The sequence below is a fragment of the Pseudomonas sivasensis genome (genome assembly GCF_052938085.1).
In genome coordinates this window covers 59,563-82,315 of record NZ_CP176442.1, presented here as the reverse complement: position 1 = coordinate 82,315, position 22,753 = coordinate 59,563, and the positions used below count along the sequence as shown (strand labels likewise).

21 protein-coding genes are annotated in these 22,753 nt (G+C 60.8%); 11 read left to right on the top strand and 10 right to left on the bottom strand.

The genetic code is table 11. The features are described 5' to 3' along the window. Positions 1-108 precede the first annotated feature (108 nt). Positions 109-2,949: a class I adenylate cyclase gene (locus ACKZ62_RS00385; protein ID WP_447096198.1), complete on the top strand. Its 2,841-nt coding sequence runs from the start codon at positions 109-111 to the stop codon at positions 2,947-2,949. Here ACKZ62_RS00385 and rnk read toward each other — a convergent pair. From rnk to cyaY, 3 genes are all read right to left on the bottom strand, one after another. Then, positions 2,946-3,359 (bottom strand): nucleoside diphosphate kinase regulator, encoded by a 414-nt coding sequence (rnk, locus tag ACKZ62_RS00380; RefSeq protein WP_447096197.1) that lies wholly within the window; start codon positions 3,357-3,359, stop codon positions 2,946-2,948. The two genes, ACKZ62_RS00385 and rnk, sit on opposite strands and share 4 nt — an antisense overlap. 131 nt (positions 3,360-3,490) lie before the next feature. After that, the gene (locus ACKZ62_RS00375) at positions 3,491-3,709 is read right to left on the bottom strand and encodes a DUF1289 domain-containing protein (protein WP_081797581.1); all 219 of its coding nucleotides are present in this window, start codon (positions 3,707-3,709) and stop codon (positions 3,491-3,493) included. Positions 3,710-3,711: 2 nt separating this feature from the next. Further along, positions 3,712-4,044, bottom strand: a complete 333-nt coding sequence (gene cyaY / locus ACKZ62_RS00370) for an iron donor protein CyaY (RefSeq protein WP_032884360.1) — start codon at positions 4,042-4,044, stop codon at positions 3,712-3,714. A 238-nt stretch (positions 4,045-4,282) separates the two neighbouring features. On the opposite strand from cyaY, the gene lptM reads away from it, so the two are divergent. The 6 genes from lptM to ACKZ62_RS00340 are packed head-to-tail and all read left to right on the top strand — an operon-like array spanning position 4,283 to position 8,868. Then, positions 4,283-4,453 carry an LPS translocon maturation chaperone LptM gene (lptM, locus tag ACKZ62_RS00365; protein ID WP_010207449.1) on the top strand — a complete coding sequence of 57 codons (171 nt, stop codon included), beginning with the start codon at positions 4,283-4,285 and terminating at the stop codon, positions 4,451-4,453. Positions 4,454-4,462: 9 nt separating this feature from the next. Further along, a complete protein-coding gene (gene lysA / locus ACKZ62_RS00360; protein WP_447096196.1) occupies positions 4,463-5,710 on the top strand; it encodes a diaminopimelate decarboxylase in 1,248 nt (415 codons plus the stop codon). A 3-nt stretch (positions 5,711-5,713) separates the two neighbouring features. Then, a complete protein-coding gene (gene dapF / locus ACKZ62_RS00355; RefSeq protein ID WP_032884362.1) occupies positions 5,714-6,544 on the top strand; it encodes a diaminopimelate epimerase in 831 nt (276 codons plus the stop codon). Between the two features lie 13 nt (positions 6,545-6,557). After that, positions 6,558-7,274: a DUF484 family protein gene (locus ACKZ62_RS00350; RefSeq protein ID WP_032884363.1), complete on the top strand. Its 717-nt coding sequence runs from the start codon at positions 6,558-6,560 to the stop codon at positions 7,272-7,274. A gap of 2 nt (positions 7,275-7,276) precedes the next feature. Then, positions 7,277-8,176, top strand: coding sequence for a tyrosine recombinase XerC (gene xerC / locus ACKZ62_RS00345; RefSeq protein WP_032884365.1), 900 nt, complete (start codon positions 7,277-7,279; stop codon positions 8,174-8,176). Then, positions 8,173-8,868, top strand: coding sequence for an HAD family hydrolase (locus ACKZ62_RS00340; RefSeq protein WP_032884366.1), 696 nt, complete (start codon positions 8,173-8,175; stop codon positions 8,866-8,868). Before xerC ends, ACKZ62_RS00340 begins: the two co-directional genes overlap by 4 nt. Positions 8,869-8,974: 106 nt before the next feature. On the opposite strand, the gene sutA is transcribed toward ACKZ62_RS00340, so the two are convergent. The 4 genes from sutA to glnK form a co-directional block, all read right to left on the bottom strand. Next, positions 8,975-9,301: a dormancy-specific transcriptional regulator SutA gene (gene sutA / locus ACKZ62_RS00335; RefSeq protein WP_032884367.1), complete on the bottom strand. Its 327-nt coding sequence runs from the start codon at positions 9,299-9,301 to the stop codon at positions 8,975-8,977. 102 nt (positions 9,302-9,403) lie between these two features. Beyond that, a complete protein-coding gene (locus ACKZ62_RS00330) occupies positions 9,404-9,829 on the bottom strand; it encodes a secondary thiamine-phosphate synthase enzyme YjbQ (protein ID WP_032884368.1) in 426 nt (141 codons plus the stop codon). A 211-nt stretch (positions 9,830-10,040) separates the two neighbouring features. Continuing rightward, the gene (locus ACKZ62_RS00325; RefSeq protein ID WP_032884369.1) at positions 10,041-11,378 is read right to left on the bottom strand and encodes an ammonium transporter; all 1,338 of its coding nucleotides are present in this window, start codon (positions 11,376-11,378) and stop codon (positions 10,041-10,043) included. 34 nt (positions 11,379-11,412) lie between these two features. Further along, positions 11,413-11,751 (bottom strand): P-II family nitrogen regulator, encoded by a 339-nt coding sequence (glnK, locus tag ACKZ62_RS00320; RefSeq protein WP_002555808.1) that lies wholly within the window; start codon positions 11,749-11,751, stop codon positions 11,413-11,415. A gap of 421 nt (positions 11,752-12,172) precedes the next feature. Between glnK and ACKZ62_RS00315 the strand changes: the two genes are divergently transcribed. Together ACKZ62_RS00315 and ACKZ62_RS00310 are read left to right on the top strand one after the other, a co-directional pair. After that, positions 12,173-12,433: an accessory factor UbiK family protein gene (locus tag ACKZ62_RS00315; RefSeq protein ID WP_095185195.1), complete on the top strand. Its 261-nt coding sequence runs from the start codon at positions 12,173-12,175 to the stop codon at positions 12,431-12,433. Between the two features lie 225 nt (positions 12,434-12,658). Continuing rightward, positions 12,659-14,155 carry a YifB family Mg chelatase-like AAA ATPase gene (locus ACKZ62_RS00310; RefSeq protein ID WP_447096195.1) on the top strand — a complete coding sequence of 499 codons (1,497 nt, stop codon included), beginning with the start codon at positions 12,659-12,661 and terminating at the stop codon, positions 14,153-14,155. Between the two features lie 3 nt (positions 14,156-14,158). On the opposite strand, the gene ACKZ62_RS00305 is transcribed toward ACKZ62_RS00310, so the two are convergent. Next, positions 14,159-16,135: a methyl-accepting chemotaxis protein gene (locus ACKZ62_RS00305; RefSeq protein WP_099601749.1), complete on the bottom strand. Its 1,977-nt coding sequence runs from the start codon at positions 16,133-16,135 to the stop codon at positions 14,159-14,161. Between the two features lie 177 nt (positions 16,136-16,312). Continuing rightward, positions 16,313-17,233, bottom strand: a complete 921-nt coding sequence (locus ACKZ62_RS00300) for a LysR substrate-binding domain-containing protein (RefSeq protein ID WP_032884375.1) — start codon at positions 17,231-17,233, stop codon at positions 16,313-16,315. Between the two features lie 152 nt (positions 17,234-17,385). On the opposite strand from ACKZ62_RS00300, the gene ACKZ62_RS00295 reads away from it, so the two are divergent. Further along, positions 17,386-18,798: a NorM family multidrug efflux MATE transporter gene (locus ACKZ62_RS00295; protein ID WP_447096194.1), complete on the top strand. Its 1,413-nt coding sequence runs from the start codon at positions 17,386-17,388 to the stop codon at positions 18,796-18,798. On the opposite strand, the gene ACKZ62_RS00290 is transcribed toward ACKZ62_RS00295, so the two are convergent. Next, complete coding sequence (locus ACKZ62_RS00290) at positions 18,795-20,468, bottom strand: putative bifunctional diguanylate cyclase/phosphodiesterase (protein WP_032884377.1); 1,674 nt, start codon at positions 20,466-20,468, stop codon at positions 18,795-18,797. The two genes, ACKZ62_RS00295 and ACKZ62_RS00290, sit on opposite strands and share 4 nt — an antisense overlap. Before the next feature lie 267 nt (positions 20,469-20,735). Here ACKZ62_RS00290 and rep point away from each other — a divergent pair, with 267 nt between their 5' ends. Then, positions 20,736-22,745 (top strand): DNA helicase Rep, encoded by a 2,010-nt coding sequence (gene rep, locus ACKZ62_RS00285; protein WP_095185200.1) that lies wholly within the window; start codon positions 20,736-20,738, stop codon positions 22,743-22,745. The last annotated feature ends 8 nt before the right edge of the window (positions 22,746-22,753 follow it).

Sequence of the window (22,753 nt, the reverse complement as noted above, 5' to 3'; positions counted from 1 at the left end):
GTTAAAATTCTGGCGTCAAAGACCATTTCCCCCTAAACCTCCTACGCCACTGGCTGTAAACTCCTACACGGCCGCCCACGTCGGGCCCTGCGAGCCACCGAGTTCGACATGACCCGCACCCATGAAATCCGCCCTGACTTGGACGAAGGCATCGACCGCAAGGTGCTGGCCCAATTGCGCGCGCGCTTCATGGCCCTCAATGAGGGGCGCATGGCGCGTGCCGTCGAGGGGCTGACGCCGCGCCAGCAAAGCGTGCTGACCCTCCTGCCACTGTTTTTTCACGTTAATCATCCGCTGTTGCCCGGTTATGTTTCGGGCAGCACGCCAGCCGGGCTTTCGAATTTCGAGCCCGACGCTCAGGCCTTGGCCGAAGCCCAACGCCTGACCCGCTCGTTCTCTTACAAGCCGCGCCCGGTCAATCAGCCCAAGCCTATCCATGGCCTATTCCTGATGGGCAGCCTTGGCACCCTCGCCCAAGCGGATCAGAGCGATATGGACGTATGGGTGTGCCACGCCCCCGACCTGGGCGAAAACGAACTGGCCGAACTGCGCAAGAAATGCCAACTGCTTGAAGCTTGGGCCCTCACCATGGGCGCCGAGGCACACTTCTTCCTGATCGAGCCAACGCGCTTCGTACTCGGCGAGCGCGACACCCAACTGAGCTCCGACGACTGCGGTACCACCCAGCATTACCTGCTGCTCGACGAGTTCTACCGCACTGCCATCTGGTTGGCCGGGCGCACGCCGATTTGGTGGCTGGTGCCGGTATACGAAGAGACCCGTTACGCCGAATTCACCCACACACTGCTCTCCAAGCGGTTTATCCGCGCCGATGAAACCCTTGACCTCGGCCACCTGGCACATATTCCACCCGGCGAATTCATCGGAGCCGGTCTATGGCAGTTGTTCAAAGGCATCGAGTCACCTTACAAATCGGTGCTCAAACTGCTGCTGACTGAGGTCTACGCCAGCGAACACCCCAACGTGCATTGCCTGAGCCTGCGCTTCAAGCGCGCGGTGTTCGCGAACCAGATGGACCTGGATGAGCTGGACCCATACATCGTGGTGTACCGCCGCATCGAGGAATACCTCAAAGCACGCAACGAGCCCGAACGCCTGGAATTGGTACGCCGCGCGCTGTACCTGAAGGTCAATCGCAAGCTCACCGCCGGCCAACGCACCAGCAGTTGGCAGCGACTGTTGCTGGAGCGCCTGGCCCGCGAATGGAGCTGGGACCAGCGTCAACTCGCCCTGCTGGACAGCCGCAGCCAGTGGAAAGTGCGTCAGGTGGCCTCGGAACGCCGCGCCCTGGTCAGCGAGCTGAACTACAGCTATCGCTTCCTGACCCAGTTTGCCCGGACCGAACAAACCGTCAGCCTGATCAACAAGCGCGACCTTAACGTGCTGGGCCGGCGCCTGTATGCCGCTTTTGAGCGCAAGGCCGGCAAGGTCGAATTCATCAACCCCGGCATCGCACCGGACCTGGCTGAAGACACCTTGACCCTGGTGCAGTCGCCCAACCGCAAGGAACCCGGCCAGCATCACTGGGGATTGTACAACGGCAACCTCACGGCCCTGGAGTGGGAACACTTTGCGCCGATCAAGCGCAGCCGCGACCTGCTGGAAATGCTGACGTGGTGCCATCGCAACGGTGTAATCGACAGCAGCACGCGCCTGGCGCTGCACCCCGGCACCAGCGACATGACCGAATTCGAGTTGTTCAACCTGCTTGGCAGCCTGCAACAAACGGTCGCCCTGCCCCTGACCAGCGTCGATGAAATAAGCCTGCTGCGATCGGCGGCGCCCGAGGAAGTGTTGCTGCTGATCAACGTCGGCGTCGACCCGCTCAAGCATCACCGCGACCTGAACATCCTGATGACCACCGAGCGCACCGACTCCCTGAGTTATGCCGGTGTTCGCGATAACCTGGTGCTGACCCTGGACCAAGTCACGCTCAACAGCTGGAACGAAGTGATGGTCAGCCGTTACGACGGCCCGCACGCTTTGCTCGATTGCCTGCGCGACTACCTCAACCAACTGCCATCGGACCGCCTGCCGCGTCTGCGGGTGCGCTGCTTCTGTCATAACCGTGCGCAGTTCATTGCCCAGCGCGTGGAGGAAATCTTCGACACCGCGCAGAACCTGCTGCTGGGTCAGTCCAACCACCGCTACTTGCTGCAAGTTCAGCAGCACTACCACGTAATGGAGTTGATGCCGGGCCAAGCCACCCATGTGTCACTGGCAACCCAGGACGCGCTGATCGCCTACCTCAGCGAGGAGCTGGCCAGCTACAGCCCGCTGCATCTGGACACGATGGCCCTGGAAGACCACGACCTGGCGCTGCTGCTGCCCATGGGCATGGCTGATTGCGTGCAAGTGTTCTACCGGGTCAATGAGGATTTCGCCGAGCTGTATGTGCTGGATGAGTTCAACGCGCTCTGGCAGCAGCGCCTGCCGTTTCATGATGAGCAGAGCCTGCTGGCGCCTTTGCAGCGCTTTCTGCAATCCATCATCTATCGGCGGGATGCGTTGTCGCCGCTGGACACGCAACAACCCCTGGGCGCGGTGCAGACCTTGTATTACCAACTATTGCCGACAGGAAGCGGACGCGCCCGCGGGATCGAACCTCGGCCGGCGCCGCACAATCCAACGAACAAACCGTTTTACGACGTGCAGGCGATTATCGGCAAAGCAGCACACGGCAAGGTGGGCATTACCCTGTACTGCAATCAGCGGGAGTTTTCCGAATTGGAATTCGGCGACCAGCTATTTGCCGTGGTCGCCCAGGAGATCGTTGGACAGCGCCGGGAAACCGAGCGCTACCGTTGCTACATCACCGACCTGGATCTATCGGGCCTGCTCGGTGATGTGCAGAGCCCGAGCAACCTTTACCTGCGTTACAAGGCCGAGCTGGAGCTGTCGCTCAACGAGGCGCTGAGCCAGATTTAGAGAGTGAAGACGCCGCCGTCTTTTGGCTGGCCTTCAACACTGAGCAATTCAAGCTTGAGGGTCTTGCCGCCAGGTGCCGGCCAGTCGATATGCTGGCCCACTTTCAGGCCTAACAACGCGCTGCCCACGGGTGCCAGGATCGAGATCTTGCCGGCGTCTGCATTGGCATCTTTCGGATAGACCAGCGTCAGGTGGTAGTCCTTGCCGCTGCCTTGCTCACGGCAATGTACGCTGGAGTTCATGGTCACGACACCCGCAGGCACTTCATCGTGGCCAACCACTTCTTCGGCGCGATCGAGTTCGGCTTGCAACGCTTCGACGCCGGGAGTTTCGTCGCCCAAGCGGTCGATCAGTTGCTCCAGACGCTGCACGTCAAGACGGGTGAGGATGATGGACGGTGCGGTGGTCATGATTCAGGCAGACTCCTTTTTTCTGCACAAAAAAGCAAAACCCCGCCAAAAAAAGGCGGGGTTCTCGCGGGCCTCGATGAGTTGAGGCGTACCCGGACACTACCACAGCGTCACAAATAAACAAGACAGCCTCAGGCGTGCGCCCTGCGCTGCTCGGCCTCGGCGCAGATCACCCTGCGCCGGGCATCGTCGGCGGAGCGCCATTCGCGGATGTCTTCAACGTGACGAAAGCAGCCGAGGCAGACTTTTTGCTCGTCCAGACGACACAAACTGATACAAGGTGACGGCACCGCCGGGCTGACATTACTGAACAGCGGCTTTGGCGGACGTACGGGCGCAGGCTCAGTCACGGTCAAATCTCGTCGAAATCCAGCTCGGCGCCGGTATATTCGTGGACCAGGCGCGTGAGCATCTCGCCCAACAACTCTTCACTCTTATCGCACTGCCATTTGCCGCTTTCTTCGTCGTAGTCAAAGTGAACGCCACCGGAGCGCGCCGCCAGCCACAGCTGACGCAGGGGTTCCTGGCGACTGAAGATCAGTTGCTGGCCACTCTCGAACTTGACGGTCAGCACGCCGGCCGAGTTTTCCAGGTCCACATCCAGGCCGCTGTCGTCAAAAATATCTTCCAGCGCCTGCTGGGTCGCATCCACCAGGTCGTGAAAACGGGCTTCGGTCAAACTCATTGTGGCAACCTCAAAAGTGTCTGGTTTTGCTCAAGCGCCGCACGATACGGGCGAGCCTCGCCGATTGCAAAGGATACCGATTTCATTACCGATGACGGTATGAAATATCCTCTGCCAGCGTAGCCCGCTTCACCTTCATGTCGGCAAACCCCCGCCGGACGGGTATTTCGGCGCATAGGCAAGCTGGCGGGTGGTCGGTATACTCGGGCGCAATTAATGCATATTCAAGGATTTCGCCATGAAGCGCCTGATCTCTTCCCTTGCTGCGCTCGTCGCGGTCGCTTGCCTCGTTAGTGCCTGTGGTCAAAAAGGCCCGCTGTACCTGCCCGATGACAGCAAAGACCCGAATGAACAGGCGCAATCGTCGCAAAAGCCATCCAAAGCGCATAAGCACGACACCTACGAATAAGGGAGCTCCATGGACGCTTTTAACTACCGGGACGGCGAGCTGTTCGCGGAAGGCGTGGCGCTGTCCGCGATTGCCCAGCGCTTTGGTACCCCGACGTACGTGTACTCACGCGCTCACATCGAAGCTCAATACCGCTCCTTCACCGACGCATTGGACGGCGTACCGCACTTGGTGTGCTACGCGGTCAAGGCAAACTCCAATCTGGGTGTACTGAATGTCCTGGCGCGTATGGGCGCTGGTTTTGACATCGTCTCCCGTGGCGAGCTGGAGCGGGTACTGGCAGCTGGTGGCCAGGCTGACAAGATCGTGTTCTCCGGCGTCGGCAAGAGCCGCGAAGACATGCGCCGTGCCCTGGAAGTCGGTGTGCATTGCTTCAACATCGAATCCACCGACGAGCTGGAGCGCCTGCAGGTCGTAGCCGCCGAAATGGGCGTACGCGCGCCGATCTCCCTGCGCGTCAACCCGGACGTCGATGCTGGCACCCACCCGTACATTTCCACCGGTCTCAAAGAGAACAAGTTCGGCATCGCCATTGCTGACGCCGAGGACGTGTATATCCGCGCCGCGCAGTTGCCGAACCTGGAAGTGCTGGGCGTCGACTGCCACATCGGTTCGCAACTGACCACTCTGCCGCCGTTCCTAGATGCCCTCGACCGCCTGCTGGCGCTGATTGATCGCCTGGGCGAATGCGGCATCTACCTGCACCACATCGACCTCGGTGGCGGCGTGGGCGTGCGGTATCGCGATGAAGAGCCGCCGCTGATTGCCGACTATATCCAGGCCGTGCGCGAGCGCATCGAAGGTCGCGACCTGACGCTGATGTTCGAGCCGGGCCGCTACATCGTCGCCAACGCCGGCGTGCTGCTGACACAGGTCGAGTACCTCAAGCACACCGAGCACAAGGATTTCGCCATCGTCGACGCGGCGATGAACGACCTGATCCGCCCGGCGCTGTACCAGGCCTGGATGAATGTCACCGCTGTGACGCCTCGCGACAGCGAAGCTCGCGCCTATGACATCGTCGGCCCGATCTGCGAAACCGGCGACTTCCTCGCCAAGGATCGTCAGCTTGCGCTGGAGGAAGGCGATCTGCTGGCCATGCATTCGGCTGGTGCCTACGGGTTTGTCATGAGTTCCAACTACAACACCCGCGGCCGTACCGCCGAGGTACTGGTGGACGGTGATCAAGCGTTTGAAGTGCGTCGCCGCGAGACGGTAGCCGAGTTGTATGCTGGCGAAAGCCTGCTGCCGGAGTAAGCCATGCTGCTGCGTTTTACCAAGATGCACGGGCTCGGCAATGATTTCATGGTCCTCGACCTGGTCAGCCAGCACGCGCACATCCTGCCCAAGCACGCTAAACAGTGGGGCGACCGGCATACAGGGATTGGCTTCGACCAATTGCTGATCGTCGAGGCGCCAAGCAACCCGGAGGTGGATTTCCGTTATCGGATCTTCAACTCCGACGGTTCCGAAGTGGAACAGTGCGGCAACGGTGCGCGCTGTTTCGCGCGTTTCGTGCTGGATAAGCGCCTGACCGCCAAGCGCCAGATCCGCGTCGAGACCAAGAGCGGCGTGATCGAGCTGGATATTCGCAGCGACGGCCAAATCAGCGTCAACATGGGCGCGCCGCGCTTGGTGCCAGCGGATATTCCGTTCCAGGCCAGCGAGCAGGCCACCAGCTATGCAGTCGATGTCGACGGCAAGATCGTCGACTTGGCGGCCGTCTCCATGGGCAACCCCCATGCCGTGTTGCGGGTCAACGACATCAACAATGCCCCCGTACATGAACTGGGGCCGAAGATCGAACACCACCCGCGCTTTCCGGCACGGGTCAACGTGGGTTTCCTGCAGGTGATCGACCGTTCCCGCGCGCAATTGCGTGTGTGGGAACGCGGCGCCGGCGAAACCCAGGCCTGCGGCACCGGTGCTTGCGCCGCTGCCGTGGCCGCGATTAGCCAGGGGTGGATGGATTCGCCGCTGCTGATCGACCTGCCCGGTGGACGCCTGTCCATCGAATGGGCAGGCCCTGGCCACCCGGTGCTAATGACCGGGCCGGCCTCGCGTGTATACGAAGGACAGGTCCGTCTATGAGTGAGCCAAGCTAATGACCGATAAGCCTCAAGTACCCGCACCCGCAACCCCGAGCGAAAGTCTGGAGGCCGCTGCTGTCGCGGCGTACCTTGAGGCGAATCCGGATTTCTTCGTCGAGCACGAAGAACTGCTGCCGGCGCTGCGCATCCCCCACCAGCGCGGCGACACCGTGTCGCTGGTGGAGCGACAGATGAAGATCCTGCGCGAGCGCAATATCGAGATGCGTCATAAGCTCTCGCACTTGATGGACGTCGCCCGCGACAACGACCGCCTTTTCGACAAAACCCGTCGCCTGATCCTTGCGCTGATGGACGCCACCAGCCTGGAAGAAACCGTGATCGCCGTGGAAGACAGCCTGCGCCAGGACTTCCAAGTGCCATTTGTCAGCCTGATCCTATTCAGCGACAACCCGATGCCTGTAGGCCGCTGGGTCAGCGGCAGCGACGCACAGACCGCGATTGGCGGCCTGTTGTCCGAAGGCAAGACCATCAGCGGCACCTTGCGCGAGCATGAGCTGGACTTCCTGTTTGGTCCCGAACAGCTCAAGGAGATCGGCTCCACAGCTGTGGTCGCCCTCAGCCATCAAGGCTTGCATGGCGTGCTGGCTATCGCCAGCCGTGATCCTGCGCACTACAAAAGCTCGGTGGGCACGCTGTTCCTGACCTATATCGCCGAAGTGTTGGGCCGCGTCCTGCCGCGCTTCACCACCGCCCTGCGCGCGGTGCGCTAGCCATGGAACGGCAACTGGACGCTTACTGCGCTCACCTGCGCAACGAGCGCCAGGTGTCGCCCCACACACTGGAAGCCTACCGGCGGGACTTGAACAAAGTCCTGGCCTACTGCGAAAAACAGCAGGTCACCAGTTGGAAGGCCTTGGATATCCAAAGCCTGCGCAGCCTGATCGCGCGCTTGCACCAGACGGGCCAATCCTCGCGCAGCCTGGCTCGCCTGCTGTCGGCTGTGCGCGGGCTCTATCACTACCTCAACCGCGAAGGCCTGTGCGACCACGACCCGGCCAACGGCCTGTCTCCGCCCAAGGGCGAACGGCGCCTGCCCAAGACCCTGGACACCGACCGCGCCCTGCAATTGCTCGATGGCGCCGTAGAGGATGACTTCCTCGCCCACCGCGACCAGGCGATCCTGGAGCTTTTCTATTCCTCGGGCCTGCGCCTGTCGGAACTCACCGGCCTGAACCTAGACCAATTGGACCTGGCAGACGGCCTGGTGCAAGTACTCGGCAAAGGCAGCAAAACACGCGTGCTGCCGGTGGGCAGGAAGGCCCGCGAAGCCCTGCAACTCTGGCTTCCGCTGCGGGCGTTGGCCAACCCGGCGGACGACGCCGTGTTTATCAGCCAGCAAGGCCGGCGACTGGGGCCGCGGGCTATTCAGGTGCGGGTCAAAGCCGCCGGGGAGCGCGAACTGGGTCAAAACCTGCACCCGCATATGCTGCGGCACTCCTTTGCCAGCCATATGCTGGAATCGTCCCAGGATCTGCGCGCCGTGCAGGAGTTGCTGGGCCACTCAGATATCAAGACCACGCAGATCTACACCCATCTGGACTTCCAACACCTGGCAACGGTGTACGACAGCGCCCATCCACGGGCCAAACGCATCAAGGGCGGCGACTCATGAGTATCAAGCTGATCACCTTCGACCTAGACGACACGCTCTGGGACAACGTACCCGTCATCATCAGCGCCGAAGCGTCGATGCGCGAATGGCTGGTCGTGCATGCCCCCAACGTCGGCGACCTGCCACTGGAGCATTTCGCCAGCCTGCGCCAACAGGTGCTGCAGCGTCATCCGGAGCTCAAACACCGCATCAGCGTGTTGCGCCACCGGGTGCTGATGCACGCCTTCGAGGAGGCCGGATATCCACAGCCGCAAGCCACGGAAATGGCAGACGTGTGCTTCGAGGCGTTCATTCACGCCCGTCATCAGCTCACTCCCTTCCCTGAAGCCGAGCCGATGTTGCAAGCGCTGCGCCAGCACTTTCTGCTGGGTGTGATCACCAATGGCAATGCCGATGTGCAGCGTGTGGGCCTGGCTGACTACTTTCACTTTGCGCTGCGCGCTGAAGATATTGGTATTGCCAAGCCGGATGCGCGGCTGTTCCAGGAAGCACTGCAACGCGGCGGAGTGGATGCCAGCGCAGCGGTGCATGTTGGCGACCATCCCGGGGACGACATTGCTGGGGCGCAGCAGGCGGGGCTGCGGGCCGTGTGGTTTAACCCCAGCGCCAAGGTGTGGGAGGGGGATAAACGCCCCGACGCGGAGATTCGTAGCCTTACGGAGCTGCCGGAATTACTCCGCAAGTGGCAGTAGTACTAGAGATCCCAATATGGGGATCACCACGAAGCTCAAATAAATCAGCAAGCATGAAAAAGCCCGCAGCGACGGCGGGCTTTTTCTTACAAGCAGGTGACTGACCTCAGATAGGTCGGCTGCCGTACTTGTTATCCGGCTTCTTGGGTGGGTCTGCCACCACGTTAGCCTCGACTTCCTGCACTCTGCCGCCTTTAGCGAGGAATTCTTCCATCGCACGGGCCAGAGCATCGCGCTCTTTGTTCTTGGCCTCAACGCTCGGCAATTCATCTACCGAAACAGCTGCCTTGGCTTTGCCTTTGGCCGCAGGGGCAGGCGCATCATCGCCACCATCGTCGTCCGCAACGTCTTCCGCTGCAGCTTCAAGACCTTCTTCGGTGTCGTCTTCGTCACCTACTTCGAGTTCGTCGTTTTCCAGATCATCGTCGCTCATGTTCTACCTCATGACTTGCGAAAAGCAGATTAGTTATAGCCCAGCTTCGCCCTCTGTCGAGGCCGCCAGGGAAAAATCAACATCCACTGGATAACCAGTGGCTTACGCCCCGTCACCGTGCAAGGTGGCGAGGACTTTACGAGCACCGCCATGATCACGGTGCTCGCCCAGATAAACACCTTGCCAGGTACCCATCGCCAAGCGGCCGGCCTTGACCGGCAAACTCAGCTGGCAGCCCAGGAGACTGGCCTTGAAGTGCGCCGGCAGATCATCCGGACCTTCGTCATTGTGTTCGAACCCGGCACGGCCTTGCGGCACCAGCAAGTTGAAGAAACGTTCGAAGTCACGGCGAACCGCCGGATCGGCATTCTCGTTGACGGTCAGAGAAGCCGAGGTGTGCTGCAACCACAGGTGTAACAGGCCCACACGACACGCCTTCAATTCAGGCAAGCCGGCAAGCAACTCATCGGTCACCAAGTGAAAGCCCCGGGGCTTGGCCCGCAGGGTAATCAGGGTCTGTTGCCACATAGAGTTCTCCGCCCATCGGCGCGCATTCTAGCGCGCTCTGGGAAAAAACAAAGTGCCGAATACGCCTACGTGCCTGTAAGACATTCGCACACTGAAAAGTGCCGTGTGCGGCCGATCACAAACTTTGCGCAAAAACCGGCACAGCGTCTTACGACTGACAAACACCAGGCAAAAAAATGCCCGGCAAGCCGGGCATTTTTTTTACGCGCACTTACAAGTTGTAGCCGCGTTCGTTGTGTTGCGCCAGGTCGAGGCCGACAGCCTCTTCCTCTTCGGTAACACGCAGGCCAATGACCATGTCGAGCACCTTGAGGATGACGTAGGTGACGATCGCCGTGTAGATCACGGTGAAGCCAACACCCTTGCACTGGATCCAGACTTGAGCCGCGATATCAGTGACGGTGCCGAAGCCGCCCAAAGCAGGGGCTGCGAATACACCTGTGAGGATCGCACCGACGATGCCGCCGATACCGTGCACGCCGAATGCGTCCAGGGAGTCGTCGTAGCCCAGCTTACGCTTGAGGCTGGTCGCGCAGAAGAAGCAGACCACACCGGCCACCAGGCCGATTACCAGAGCGCCCATCGGGCCAACGGTGCCGGCGGCTGGTGTTACAGCTACCAGACCAGCGACTACGCCCGAGGCGATGCCCAGTGCACTTGGCTTGCCGTGAGTGATCCACTCGGCGAACATCCAGCCCAACGCCGCAGCAGCGGTAGCGATCTGAGTGACCAGCATCGCCATGCCAGCAGTGCCGTTGGCCGCAGCAGCGGAGCCGGCGTTGAAGCCGAACCAACCGATCCACAGCATTGCCGCGCCCACCAGGGTGTAACCCAGGTTGTGCGGTGCCATCGGGGTGGTAGGGAAGCCTTTACGCTTGCCGAGCACGATGCACGCCACCAGCCCAGCCACACCGGCGTTGATGTGCACCACGGTGCCGCCGGCAAAGTCCAGCACGCCCCAGTCCCACATCAGGCCGCCGTTGCCGCTCCAGACCATGTGCGCGATTGGCGCATAAACCAGGGTGAACCAGATACCCATGAAGATCAGCATCGCAGAGAATTTCATACGCTCAGCGAAGGCACCGACGATCAGCGCCGGGGTGATGATGGCGAAGGTCATCTGGAAGGTGATGAACACCGCTTCCGGGAACAACGCCGCAGGCCCGGTGATGCTGGCTGGGGTCACACCCGCCAGGAACGCCTTGCCCATGCCGCCGAAGAAGGAATTGAAGTTGACCACACCCTGTTCCATACCGGTGGTATCGAACGCAATGCTGTAGCCGTAGACGACCCACAGGATGCTGATCAGGCCAGTGATGGCGAAGCACTGCATCATCACCGACAGAATATTTTTGGAGCGGACCATGCCGCCGTAGAACAGCGCCAGGCCGGGAATGGTCATGAACAGCACCAGTGCGGTGGCGGTCAGCATCCAGGCGGTGTCGCCAGAGTTGAGGACTGGAGCAGCCACTTCGTCTGCCGCCATGGCCAGGCTTGGCATTACGATGGACAACAGGGCTCCGAGCCCTGCGAATTTACGCAGAGTCATATTGTTTTCTCCTGGGGCGTTGGGGTTTGGCGGCTTAGATTGCGTCGGTATCGGTTTCGCCGGTACGGATGCGAATAGCCTGTTCCAGATTGACCACGAAGATCTTGCCGTCACCGATCTTGCCGGTGTTGGCGGCCTTGGTTATCGCTTCGATAACCCGGTCAAGATCCTTGTCGTCAATGGCGACATCAATCTTCACCTTCGGCAGGAAATCGACTACGTATTCCGCGCCGCGATACAGCTCGGTGTGACCCTTCTGCCGACCGAAGCCCTTGACCTCAGTAACGGTAATGCCCTGCACGCCGATCTCGGACAGCGACTCGCGTACATCGTCCAACTTGAACGGCTTGATGATGGCAGTGACTAGCTTCATGAAAACTCTCTCCCGAATTGGTGGACTTGCCCCAGGAAAACAAACCCGTCTCAAGTCTAAGCGCAGTGCCTGGCTTTGTAACGCATCGTCGCAAGGGCAGTTGCCTTCGCGACGCCAGCGAACCACTGGTGACGAAACCTGTACCCCTGATCCGTCGGCGCACTGCATTCGTCACAGCGACTGCATCAGTGCATGGGTCATGATCGTCTAAGCAGAAACCTTGCCAGCTCCGTAAAAATCACTGAAATCAGTCCTTTGCCCACTTAACCTCACCCACAGGACTATTTGGCAGCTGCAATGCGCACGAAAACAGTGCGCCGTCGCACAGCCCGATGCGCGAAAAGCGTGCGCTGCAGGCCGCGAAAAAGACTATAGACGCTGCGTGATACACTGCCCGCCAACAGTTTCCGGAATATTTCCCATGCTCGCGCCCAAAGACCTACTCGACGCCCTGAGCGGCCACGCCTCTCGCCTGTTCAGCGGCGAAACCCCTCTGCCCCGCAATGAAATCGAAAGCCAGTTCAAGGCCTTGCTGCAAAGCGGTTTCAGCAAGCTCGACCTGGTGAGCCGGGAAGAGTTTGATAGCCAAATGGTGGTGCTGGCCCGCACGCGTGCGCGGCTGGAGAGCCTGGAGGCGAAGGTGGCTGAACTGGAAGCGCGGCTAACCCCAACGGCCGAGTAACTGACGCAACTAAGCCAAAATGTGGGAGGGGGCTTGCTCCCGATGGCGGTGGGTCAGTGACATATTTATCAACTGACCCACTGCTATCGGGGGCGAGCCCCTTCCCACATTTGTTCTGCGTCGTTCTCTGGATACGTTCTGTAAAACCTCCCTCCCTCGCTAGCCCCACCCCTCGTCTACCCTTGAAAAACCCGCAGGAAGCGGCCTCTCTTTCAAGGAACGAGCATGTCCCTCGCCATCGTCCACAGCCGCGCCCAGATCGGCGTAGAAGCCCCAGCCGTCACCGTCGAAGTGCACATGGCCAACGGTCTCCCGTCCCTCACGCTGGTGGGCCTTCCCGAAACCGCCGTCAAGGAAAGCAAGGACCGAGTACGCAGCGCCATCCTCAACTCCGCCCTGCAATACCCCTCGCGCCGCATCACGCTCAACCTCGCGCCCGCCGACCTGCCCAAGGACGGCGGGCGTTTTGATTTGGCGATTGCACTGGGGATCCTCGCCGCCAGTGTGCAGGTGCCAGCGTTGATGCTCGATGACATTGAATGCCTGGGTGAGTTGGCGTTGTCCGGCGAAGTGCGTGCGGTCAAAGGTGTGTTGCCAGCCGCTTTGGCGGCGCGCAAGGCTGGGCGCACCGTGATAGTGCCGCGGGCGAATGCAGAGGAAGCTTGCCTGGCGTCGGGGCTGAAGGTGATTGCCGTGGATCACTTGCTGCAGGTTGTGGCGCACCTCAACGGACAAGTGCCGATTGAGCCCTATAAATCCGATGGTTTGTTGTACCTGAACAAGCCCTACCCGGATTTGAGCGAAGTGCAAGGCCAACTCTCCGCCAAGCGGGCGTTGTTGATTGCAGCAGCGGGCGCACATAACCTTCTGTTCAGCGGGCCACCGGGCACCGGCAAGACCTTGCTTGCCAGCCGCTTGCCCGGTTTGCTGCCTCCGCTGAGCGAGCAGGAGGCCCTGGAAGTGGCGGCAATTCAGTCGGTGGTCAGCCTCGCACCGCTGAGCCATTGGCCGCACCGGCCGTTTCGTCAGCCGCACCACTCTGCGTCAGGGCCCGCACTGGTGGGCGGTGGATCGAAACCGCAGCCTGGGGAAATCACCATGGCGCATCATGGCGTGCTTTTCCTGGATGAATTACCGGAGTTTGATCGCAAGGTGCTGGAGGTTTTGCGTGAGCCATTGGAGTCAGGGCATATCGTGATTTCCCGTGCCCGCGACCGTGTGAGTTTCCCAGCGCGTTTTCAACTGGTGGCAGCGATGAACCCCTGCCCTTGCGGGTATATGGGCGAACCCACTGGGCGTTGTCGCTGTACGCCGGAGCAGGTCCAGCGGTATCGCAATAAGCTGTCTGGACCGTTGCTGGATCGGATTGACTTGCACCTCACCGTGGCGCGGGAAACAACTGCGCTGAATCCAACCCTGCAGGTTGGAGATACGACGGCAACGGCTTCAGCCCTGGTGGCCGAGGCTCGGGAGCGCCAGCAACAGCGCCAAGGCTGTGCCAACGCCTTTCTTGATCTGCCGAGGCTGCGTGAGCACTGCCAACTTTTGAAAGCCGATGAAGGCTGGCTGGAAAGCGCCTGCGAGCGACTGACGTTGTCGCTGCGTGCGGCTCATCGGCTGCTCAAAGTGTCACGCACATTGGCGGACCTGGATCAGGTGGATGCCATCACGCGGGACCATTTGAAGGAGGCCTTGCAGTACCGTCCGGCCTCCCTCAATTGAGCCTCAGCGAAAGCGATCCACCTCATGACGCAAGCCCGCCGCCAACGTCTCGAGCTCCTTGGCCGTAATCGCTAGGTTCGACACCACTTCCCGCTGCTCGCTGTTGGCCAGTGCGATGCTCTGCAAATTGCTGCTGAGCAATGTCGCGGTGCTGCTCTGCTCCTGAGTCGCCGTGGTGATCGCCGCGAACTGCTGACCGGCCGAACGGCTCTGCTCGTCGATACGTGCCAGGGCCGACGCCACGTCGGCGTTACGCGACAGGCCTTCCTGCATCAGCGTGTTGCCGTGCTCCATGGTGCTGATGGCGTTGCCGGTTTCCCGCTGAATGCTCTGGATCATCCCGGAAATTTCATCGGTGGCTTCGCGGGTACGCGAGGCCAGGTTACGCACTTCGTCAGCGACCACGGCAAACCCACGGCCCTGTTCACCTGCGCGAGCAGCCTCGATGGCGGCGTTCAGTGCCAGCAGGTTGGTCTGTTCGGCGATGGAGGTGATCACACCGACGATGCCGCCGATTTCCTGGGAGCGCTGGCCCAGGGTATTGATCACCGTGGCCGTGCTATTCAGCGCGGTCGCGATATGTTCCAGCGACGACGACGCCTCCTGCATCGAGGTGCGGCCGATGCGGGTTTGCTGGGCATTCTCTTGAGCCAGACGCTCGGTGTTGCCCATGTTGTCGGCGATATTCAGCGAAGTGGCGCTGAACTCTTCCACCGCACCAGCCATGCTGGTGATTTCGCCAGACTGCTGCTCCATGCCGTCATAGGCCCCGCCGGATAACCCGGACAGTGCCTGTGCACGGCTGTTGACCTCTTCGGCCGCCTTGCGGATATGGGAAACCATGGTCGAAAGCGCTTCACCCATCTGGTTGAAGCTACGGGCCAGTTGGCCGATTTCATCATGGCTGGACACGTTGAGGCGCGCACTCAAGTCCCCCGCGCCCAAGGCTTCGGCCTGGCGCACCAGATCACTCAGCGGCTGCAGTTTGCTGCGCAGCAACCAGACCGTGGCGCCTACCGCCAGCAACATCGCCAGTATGCTGCCGATCACCAGGCGAATACCGACCGCCCAGGTCACTGCACGGATTTCAGCTTTCGGCATGCTCGCGACGACGGCCCAAGGACCGCCGTCGAACGGTACCGAAACACTGTAGAAGTCTTCGTTCTTATCGCTCCAGAAGCGGCCTTTGCCTGGGGTCTTGGCCAGGTCCAGCATCACCGCAACCGACTGGTCCAAGGCCTGCACACCCGCGGGCGGTACCAGCCAACGCTTCTGCTCGTCGAGCAACGCCAGGGAGCCGGTCTGACCGATGCGGAAGCGCTTGAGGTTCTCAAACTGCGCGGCCTGGGCGTCGGTGTAGTCAAAGCCGATGAACAACACAGCGATCACTTTGCCGCTGCTGTCTCGTACGGGACTGTATTGGGTCATGTAGGAGCGATCGAACAACACCGCGCGGCCGATATACGCCTGACCACCGAGCACGCGCTGGTAAGCCGGACCCTGGCGGTCAAGCACAGTGCCGATGGCGCGGCTGCCGTCCTGCTTGGTCAGGGAAGTGCTGACGCGCACAAAGTCGTCGCCGCTGCGCACGAACACCGTGGCCACGCCGCCGGACATCTGCTTGAACTCATCGACTTCAGTGAAGTTGTTATTGAGCACTTCGCTGCCCAGCAACAGGCTCGGCGTCTGGACCCCAGCCACCGCGACCATTTGATCAGCCTGCACACGCAACCCGGCGCTGAAGCGCTTTTCAAACAATCCGGTCAGACGCTGGGTGCTCTCGCGCAGCGTGCTGTGGAAGGTATTGAGTTGGTCGGCCAGCAGTCGTGCCTCGCTGGCCAAGTGTTCCTCGCGGGTATCGAGGTTGGCGGAGTCAAGGGAACGCAAGGCGAAAACAGTACTGCCGCTGATGACGACAGCCAAAATCACGGCTAATGCAAGACCTAACTGCGAGGCGATCCGGGCGCGAGGTTGAGACATGAAAGCTCCTGGCCGAGGCCAGGATCATCCTGATCTCATAGCGCTGCTCGGCAAATTATCTGGTGGGAAACGTTGGTGCACGATGGTTCCAACACCCCTACTTCGGCGGCGCTTTGCAATACTTGAGCGAATCGCAGGGGTATCACGCAAACGGTTGCGTGATAGAGCCAGAATTATTCAATCAAGCCGTTCGACATCGGGCAAAACCATGGCCTGCACTTCGCTCTGGAGGAAATCCGCCAAGCGTCGCAAGCGCTCGCCGCCCGGACGGGTTTTCGGCCACACCAAATAGTAATTTTCCCTGCTCGCTACCGCCGTCGGCAACGGCAAGCTTAAACGTCCCTGCGCCACATCCTCGGCCACCATCAGCAGATCGCCCATGGAGACGCCATAACCGCGAGCGGCGGCGATCATGCCCAGCTCCAGGGTATCGAACACCTGCCCACCCTTGAGCGAAACCTGATTCGAAAGCCCCATGCGCTCCAGCCAATTGCGCCAGTCCCTGCGGTCGGGCGTGGGGTGCAGCAACTCGGCACCGGCGAGTCGATTTACATCCCATGGCCCATCGTCCAACAGATTCGGCGCGCCCACCGGTATCAACAGCTCAGGAAACAAATAGCTGGCCTCCCAATCCGCCGGAAAGTGCCCGTAGCTCAACAGCACCGCACAGTCGAACGGCTCCTGGTTGAAATCCACTTCATCCACATTCATCCAGGCGCTGGTCAATTGCACTTCATTGCCTGGCTGTAATGCGCGGAAGCGACTGAGGCGCGCCAACAACCACCGCATAGTCAGGGTCGACGGCGCTTTCATGCGCAGGATGTCATCTTCGGCGTTCAGGGTATGGCAGGCCCGCTCCAGCGCCGCGAACCCCTCGCGCACACCGGGCAACAGCAGGCGCGCCGCTTCCGTGAGCTGTAGGTTACGGCCGCTGCGCTGGAAGAGGCGACAGGCGAAATGCTCTTCCAGCGTGCGGATATGTCGGCTCACCGCACTTTGGGTAATCGACAGTTCCTCGGCGGCGCGGGTAAAGGAGTTATGCCGGGAGGCCGCTTCAAATGCACGCAAGGCATAAAGAGGAGGAAGACGACGAGACATGAGGAAAGCTCCGACAGCAGGATGCCGAAACCGTACCAGAATCAGTCAGGCATGAGTTTTAATCATGTAGATGATCGCTTTTATCCCTTTGTGCAATGAGCTGAGAGGGCCGAGAATCCAACCCTCTCCAACCCTCTGACTTTCTGAGTGTGATGATCATGCAGCATCCAGCGCGTAACGAACTCTGGGCCATTCTGCGGCTGTCTGGGCCGTTGATTGCCTCACAGTTGGCGCACATGCTGATGGTACTGACCGACACTTTGATGATGGCTCGCCTGAGCCCTGAAGCGCTGGCCGGTGGTGGCCTGGGCGCAGCGAGCTATTCGTTCGTGTCGATCTTCTGCATCGGAGTGATTGCCGCCGTGGGCACCTTGGTGGCAATCCGTCACGGCGCTGGCGACATCGAAGGTGCCACTCGCCTGACCCAGGCCGGGCTCTGGCTCGCCTGGCTGATGGCCTTGGCGGCCGCGCTGCTGTTATGGAACTTGAAGCCGGTGCTGCTGATGTTCGGCCAGACTGATACCAATGTGCAGTCGGCGGGGCAATTCCTGACCATGCTGCCGTTCGCCCTGCCCGGCTACCTGAGTTTCATGGCCTTGCGCGGCTTCACCAGCGCCATTGGCAAAGCCACTCCGGTGATGGTGATCAGCCTCGGCGGCACGGTGCTGAACTACCTGCTCAACCACGCCTTGATCGAAGGTATGTTCGGCCTGCCGAAGCTCGGCTTGATGGGCATTGGCCTGGTCACTGCCATCGTCGCCAATGGCATGGCCCTGACGCTGATGTGGTACATCCGCAGCAACCGCGCTTACGCCGCTTACCCGCTGAGCGCCGGCCTGCTGCGCCTCAACACCCAGTACTTGCGCGAGTTGTGGCGTCTGGGCCTGCCGATTGGCGGCACCTATGCAGTAGAAGTCGGGCTGTTTGCCTTCGCCGCGCTATGCATGGGCACCATGGGGAGTACGCAATTGGCGGCGCATCAGATTGCCCTGCAAATCGTCTCGGTGGCGTTCATGGTGCCAGCGGGCATGTCCTATGCGGTGACCATGCGCATCGGCCAGCACTATGGCGCCGGGCAGTTGCTGCAAGCGCGCATGGCCGGTCGTGTCGGCATCAGTTTTGGCGCGGCGGTGATGCTGGGATTTGCCGTAGTGTTGTGGCTGTTTTCCGACCCGCTGATCGGCCTGTTCCTCGACCATGACGACCCGGCATTCCACGAGGTGATCGTGCTTGCCGTCAGCCTGCTGGCCGTCGCGGCCTGGTTCGAGCTGTTTGATGGCGTCCAGACCATCGCCATGGGCTGCATCCGTGGGCTCAAGGATGCCAAGACCACCTTCCTGGTGGGCCTGGGTTGCTACTGGTTAATCGGCGCGCCTTCGGCGTGGTTGATGGCTTTCACCCTAGGCTGGGGGCCGACCGGCGTGTGGTGGGGATTGGCGCTGGGGCTGGCGTGTGCGGCAGTCAGCCTGACTTGGGCGTTTGAAGCGAAGATGAAGCGCATGATTGGCCAGGAAGGTGCAGTACCCGAAACCCGCCAAGGGTTCCGGGCCACTCAGCCGGATTAGAACACTTCGCCAGCGAGCGTCTGCTGGCCCTTGCCGAATGTCAGGTATTCCACCAACTCCGGCAACGGTAGCGGCTTGCTGATCAAGTAACCCTGAGCCTGATCGCAGCCAAACAGCCTCAGCAGCGCCAACTGCTCCGGAGTCTCCACGCCCTCAGCCACCACTTCCAGATTCAGGTTGTGCGCCAGATTGATCATCGCGTGCACCAGCTTGCGATTCTCTTCGCGCTCTTCCATGCCACCGACAAAGCTCTTATCGATTTTCAACAAGGCAATCGGCAAGCTGTTGAGGTGCACGAACGACGAGAAACCGGTGCCGAAGTCATCCAAAGAAAACCGCACACCCAGCCGCCCGAGGGCATCCATGGTCTGTTTGACCAGATCGCTGCGGCGCATCACGGCAGTTTCGGTCAGCTCGAACTCCAGCCATTGCGCTTCCACACCGCGCTCGGCAATCAGCCGGCTGAGGGTAGAGAGCAACTGACTGTCCTGAAACTGGCGGAACGACAGGTTGACCGCCATGTGCAACGGCGGCAGGCCGCGCTCGCGTAGGTCCTGCATATCGCGTAGGGCGCGGGAGATCACCCAGTAGCCCAACGGCACGATCAGGCCGCTCTGTTCGGCCAGGGGGACGAATTCGCTGGGCGGCAATAGGCCGCGCTCGCCGTGGCGCCAGCGCACCAGGGCTTCGAGGCCGACAATGTGGCCGTCATCCAGGTCCAGGCGCGGCTGGTAGTGCAGCTCCAACTCATCCCGGCGCAAGGCGCGGCGCAGTTCACTTTCCAGGTCGGCCAGGCTGCGCGCGTTGCGGTTGATGCGCTCGTTGAAGATATGGAAGGTGCAGCCTTGAGTGCTCTTGGCTTGCTGCATGGCGATATGGGCGTGCCACATCAATGGGTCGGCGCCAGCGCGGGCGCGGGCATGGGCCACGCCCAGGCTGCAACCGATCAGCAGGCTTTCGCCATCCACCCAATACGGTTCGGCCATGGCTTCGGTGATGCGCTCGGCCATCCACTCTGCACGCTGGGGTGCGCGGCGGGTATCAATCAGCAAAGCGAACTCGTCGCTGCCCAGGCGTGCCAATTGGTCGCCGATTTCGAGCTGGCTCTTGAGCCGCGAGACCACTTGCAGGATCAAACGGTCGCCAGCCTGGTGGCCGAGGGCATCGTTGGCGTGGCGGAAGTTGTCGAGGTCAAGGTGACCGAGGGCCAGGCCACGGCCCTCGTTCTCGGCGAGCCGCGCCGCCAGCAGGGTCTGGAAGCCCTGGCGGTTGGCGATACCGGTAAGCGGGTCTTGTTCGGCCAGGCGTTGCAGGGTGTTTTCCAGCAAGCCGCGCTCACGAACATGGCGCAGGCAGCGGCGCAGTGTGTCGGCGTCCAATGCATCACGGATCAGCCAATCACTCACGCCAAGCGGAGAAACCAACGGTTCCTGCTCCAACAACACTACGCACGACAAGCTGCAACGGCCAGGGCCGGGTTGCAGGCTGGGCGTGGTCAACAGCACGGCGCTGGTGTCATCTTCGAACAGACGACTTACCGAGTCCCAGTTTGGCGCGCTGATCAGCACAGCCCCATCGCCCATCGGCGCCAGGCACTCGCGCAACAACGCTGCCCACTCAGGCGTATCGGCCAGTAGCAGCAAACGCAAGGGTTCGACAGGCGTAGACAAGCTAGCTCCCTAGACTCTGCAAAGTTTCGTTGGCGGCGGGCATTATGACGTGCGGCCTGATAATGACCAATGATAGGGGTTATCAAATACGCAGGTGTAAGCATTTGTCGCTGTTTTAACCGCTAAAAGCCTCGACATCCTGCGGCAAAGTAGCAAAACCGGCAAATTTAGATCGAGTGGTACGTCACACCGTCGATCCAGAGCAGCAGAATCTTGCCAGCCTGTTAAAATGCCCGCCCTTTTGAACAACGACTCCCTGAATTCTGTATGTCCCGACTCAATCCCCGGCAGCAAGAAGCCGTGAACTACGTCGGCGGCCCTCTATTGGTGCTCGCCGGTGCTGGCTCCGGCAAGACCAGCGTGATCACCCGCAAGATCGCGCACCTGATCCAGAGCTGTGGCATCCGCGCCCAGTACATCGTCGCCATGACCTTTACCAACAAGGCCGCGCGCGAGATGAAAGAACGCGTCGGCAGCCTGCTCAAGGGTGGCGAAGGCCGTGGCCTCACGGTGTGTACCTTCCACAACCTGGGGCTGAACATCATCCGCAAGGAGCATGCTCGGCTGGGCTACAAACCGGGCTTCTCGATCTTTGACGAGACCGACGTCAAGGCCCTGATGACCGACATCATGCAGAAGGAATACGCAGGCGACGACGGCGTCGACGAGATCAAAAACATGATCGGCGCCTGGAAAAACGACCTGATCCTCCCCCCCGAGGCCCTGGAAAACGCGCGCAACCCCAAGGAACAGACCGCGGCCATCGTCTACACCCACTACCAGCGCACGCTCAAGGCGTTCAATGCGGTGGACTTCGACGACCTGATCCTGCAGCCGGTCAAGCTGTTCCAGGAACACGCCGACATCCTCGAAAAGTGGCAGAACAAGGTGCGCTACCTGCTGGTGGACGAATACCAGGACACCAACGCCAGCCAGTACTTGCTGGTGAAGTTGCTGATCGGTAAGCGCAACCAGTTCACCGTGGTGGGCGACGATGACCAGTCGATCTACGCCTGGCGCGGCGCCCGCCCGGAAAACCTGATGCTGCTCAAGGTCGACTACCCGTCCTTGAAAGTGGTGATGTTGGAGCAGAACTACCGCTCCACCAGCCGCATCCTGCGCTGCGCCAACGTGCTGATCTCGAACAACCCCCACGAGTTTGAAAAACAGCTGTGGAGTGAGATGGGCCACGGCGATGAGATCCGCGTAATCCGCTGCCGCAACGAAGACGCCGAAGCCGAGCGCGTCGCCGTCGAGCTGCTCACATTGCACCTGCGTACCGATCGGCCCTACAGCGACTTTGCGATCCTGTATCGCGGTAACTACCAGGCCAAGCTGATCGAGCTGAAGTTGCAGCACCACCAGATTCCATATCGTCTGTCGGGGGGCAATAGCTTTTTCGGACGCCAGGAAGTGAAAGACCTGATGGCCTACTTCCGGTTGATCGTTAACCCGGACGACGACAACGCCTTCCTGCGCGTGATCAACGTGCCGCGCCGGGAAATCGGCTCGACGACCCTGGAAAAACTCGGCAACTACGCGACCGAACGCAAGATTTCGATGTACGCCGCCACCGACGAGATCGGCCTGGGCGAGCACTTGGACACGCGCTTCACCGATCGCCTGGCGCGCTTCAAGCGCTTCATGGACAAGGTTCGCGAGCAGTGCGCCGGCGAAGACCCGATCAGCGCCCTGCGCAGCATGGTCATGGACATCGACTACGAAAACTGGCTGCGCACCAACAGCTCCAGCGACAAAGCTGCGGATTACCGCATGGGCAACGTCTGGTTCCTGATCGAAGCGCTGAAGAACACCCTGGAAAAAGACGAAGACGGCGAGATGACCGTCGAAGACGCCATCGGCAAGCTGGTACTGCGCGACATGCTCGAACGTCAGCAGGAAGAGGAAGACGGCGCCGAAGGTGTGCAGATGATGACCTTGCATGCCTCAAAGGGCTTGGAATTCCCCTACGTGTTCATCATGGGGATGGAAGAAGAAATCCTCCCGCACCGCTCCAGCATTGAAGCCGACACTATCGAGGAAGAACGCCGTCTGGCCTACGTGGGCATTACCCGCGCGCGTCAGACCCTGGCCTTCACCTTTGCCGCTAAGCGCAAGCAATACGGCGAGATCATCGATTGTGCCCCCAGCCGGTTCCTGGATGAACTGCCGCCGGATGACCTGGCCTGGGAAGGCAATGACGACACCCCGACCGAGGTGAAAGCCGTACGCGGCAACACCGCCCTGGCGGACATACGCGCGATGTTAAAGCGCTAGAATCGACT

Coding starts and splice junctions, on each gene's coding strand:
- ACKZ62_RS00300 (WP_032884375.1), bottom strand. CDS start 17,233: ATGTCTCGTCGTCTTCCTCCTCTTTATGCCTTGCGTGCATTTGAAGCG.
- glnK (WP_002555808.1), bottom strand. CDS start 11,751: ATGAAGCTAGTCACTGCCATCATCAAGCCGTTCAAGTTGGACGATGTA.
- ACKZ62_RS00385 (WP_447096198.1), top strand. CDS start 109: ATGACCCGCACCCATGAAATCCGCCCTGACTTGGACGAAGGCATCGAC.
- rnk (WP_447096197.1), bottom strand. CDS start 3,359: ATGACCACCGCACCGTCCATCATCCTCACCCGTCTTGACGTGCAGCGT.
- ACKZ62_RS00340 (WP_032884366.1), top strand. CDS start 8,173: ATGAGTATCAAGCTGATCACCTTCGACCTAGACGACACGCTCTGGGAC.
- rep (WP_095185200.1), top strand. CDS start 20,736: ATGTCCCGACTCAATCCCCGGCAGCAAGAAGCCGTGAACTACGTCGGC.
- dapF (WP_032884362.1), top strand. CDS start 5,714: ATGCTGCTGCGTTTTACCAAGATGCACGGGCTCGGCAATGATTTCATG.
- ACKZ62_RS00325 (WP_032884369.1), bottom strand. CDS start 11,378: ATGACTCTGCGTAAATTCGCAGGGCTCGGAGCCCTGTTGTCCATCGTA.
- sutA (WP_032884367.1), bottom strand. CDS start 9,301: ATGAGCGACGATGATCTGGAAAACGACGAACTCGAAGTAGGTGACGAA.
- lptM (WP_010207449.1), top strand. CDS start 4,283: ATGAAGCGCCTGATCTCTTCCCTTGCTGCGCTCGTCGCGGTCGCTTGC.
- ACKZ62_RS00310 (WP_447096195.1), top strand. CDS start 12,659: ATGTCCCTCGCCATCGTCCACAGCCGCGCCCAGATCGGCGTAGAAGCC.
- lysA (WP_447096196.1), top strand. CDS start 4,463: ATGGACGCTTTTAACTACCGGGACGGCGAGCTGTTCGCGGAAGGCGTG.
- ACKZ62_RS00315 (WP_095185195.1), top strand. CDS start 12,173: ATGCTCGCGCCCAAAGACCTACTCGACGCCCTGAGCGGCCACGCCTCT.
- ACKZ62_RS00330 (WP_032884368.1), bottom strand. CDS start 9,829: ATGTGGCAACAGACCCTGATTACCCTGCGGGCCAAGCCCCGGGGCTTT.
- ACKZ62_RS00305 (WP_099601749.1), bottom strand. CDS start 16,135: ATGTCTCAACCTCGCGCCCGGATCGCCTCGCAGTTAGGTCTTGCATTA.
- ACKZ62_RS00350 (WP_032884363.1), top strand. CDS start 6,558: ATGACCGATAAGCCTCAAGTACCCGCACCCGCAACCCCGAGCGAAAGT.
- cyaY (WP_032884360.1), bottom strand. CDS start 4,044: ATGAGTTTGACCGAAGCCCGTTTTCACGACCTGGTGGATGCGACCCAG.
- ACKZ62_RS00295 (WP_447096194.1), top strand. CDS start 17,386: ATGATCATGCAGCATCCAGCGCGTAACGAACTCTGGGCCATTCTGCGG.
- xerC (WP_032884365.1), top strand. CDS start 7,277: ATGGAACGGCAACTGGACGCTTACTGCGCTCACCTGCGCAACGAGCGC.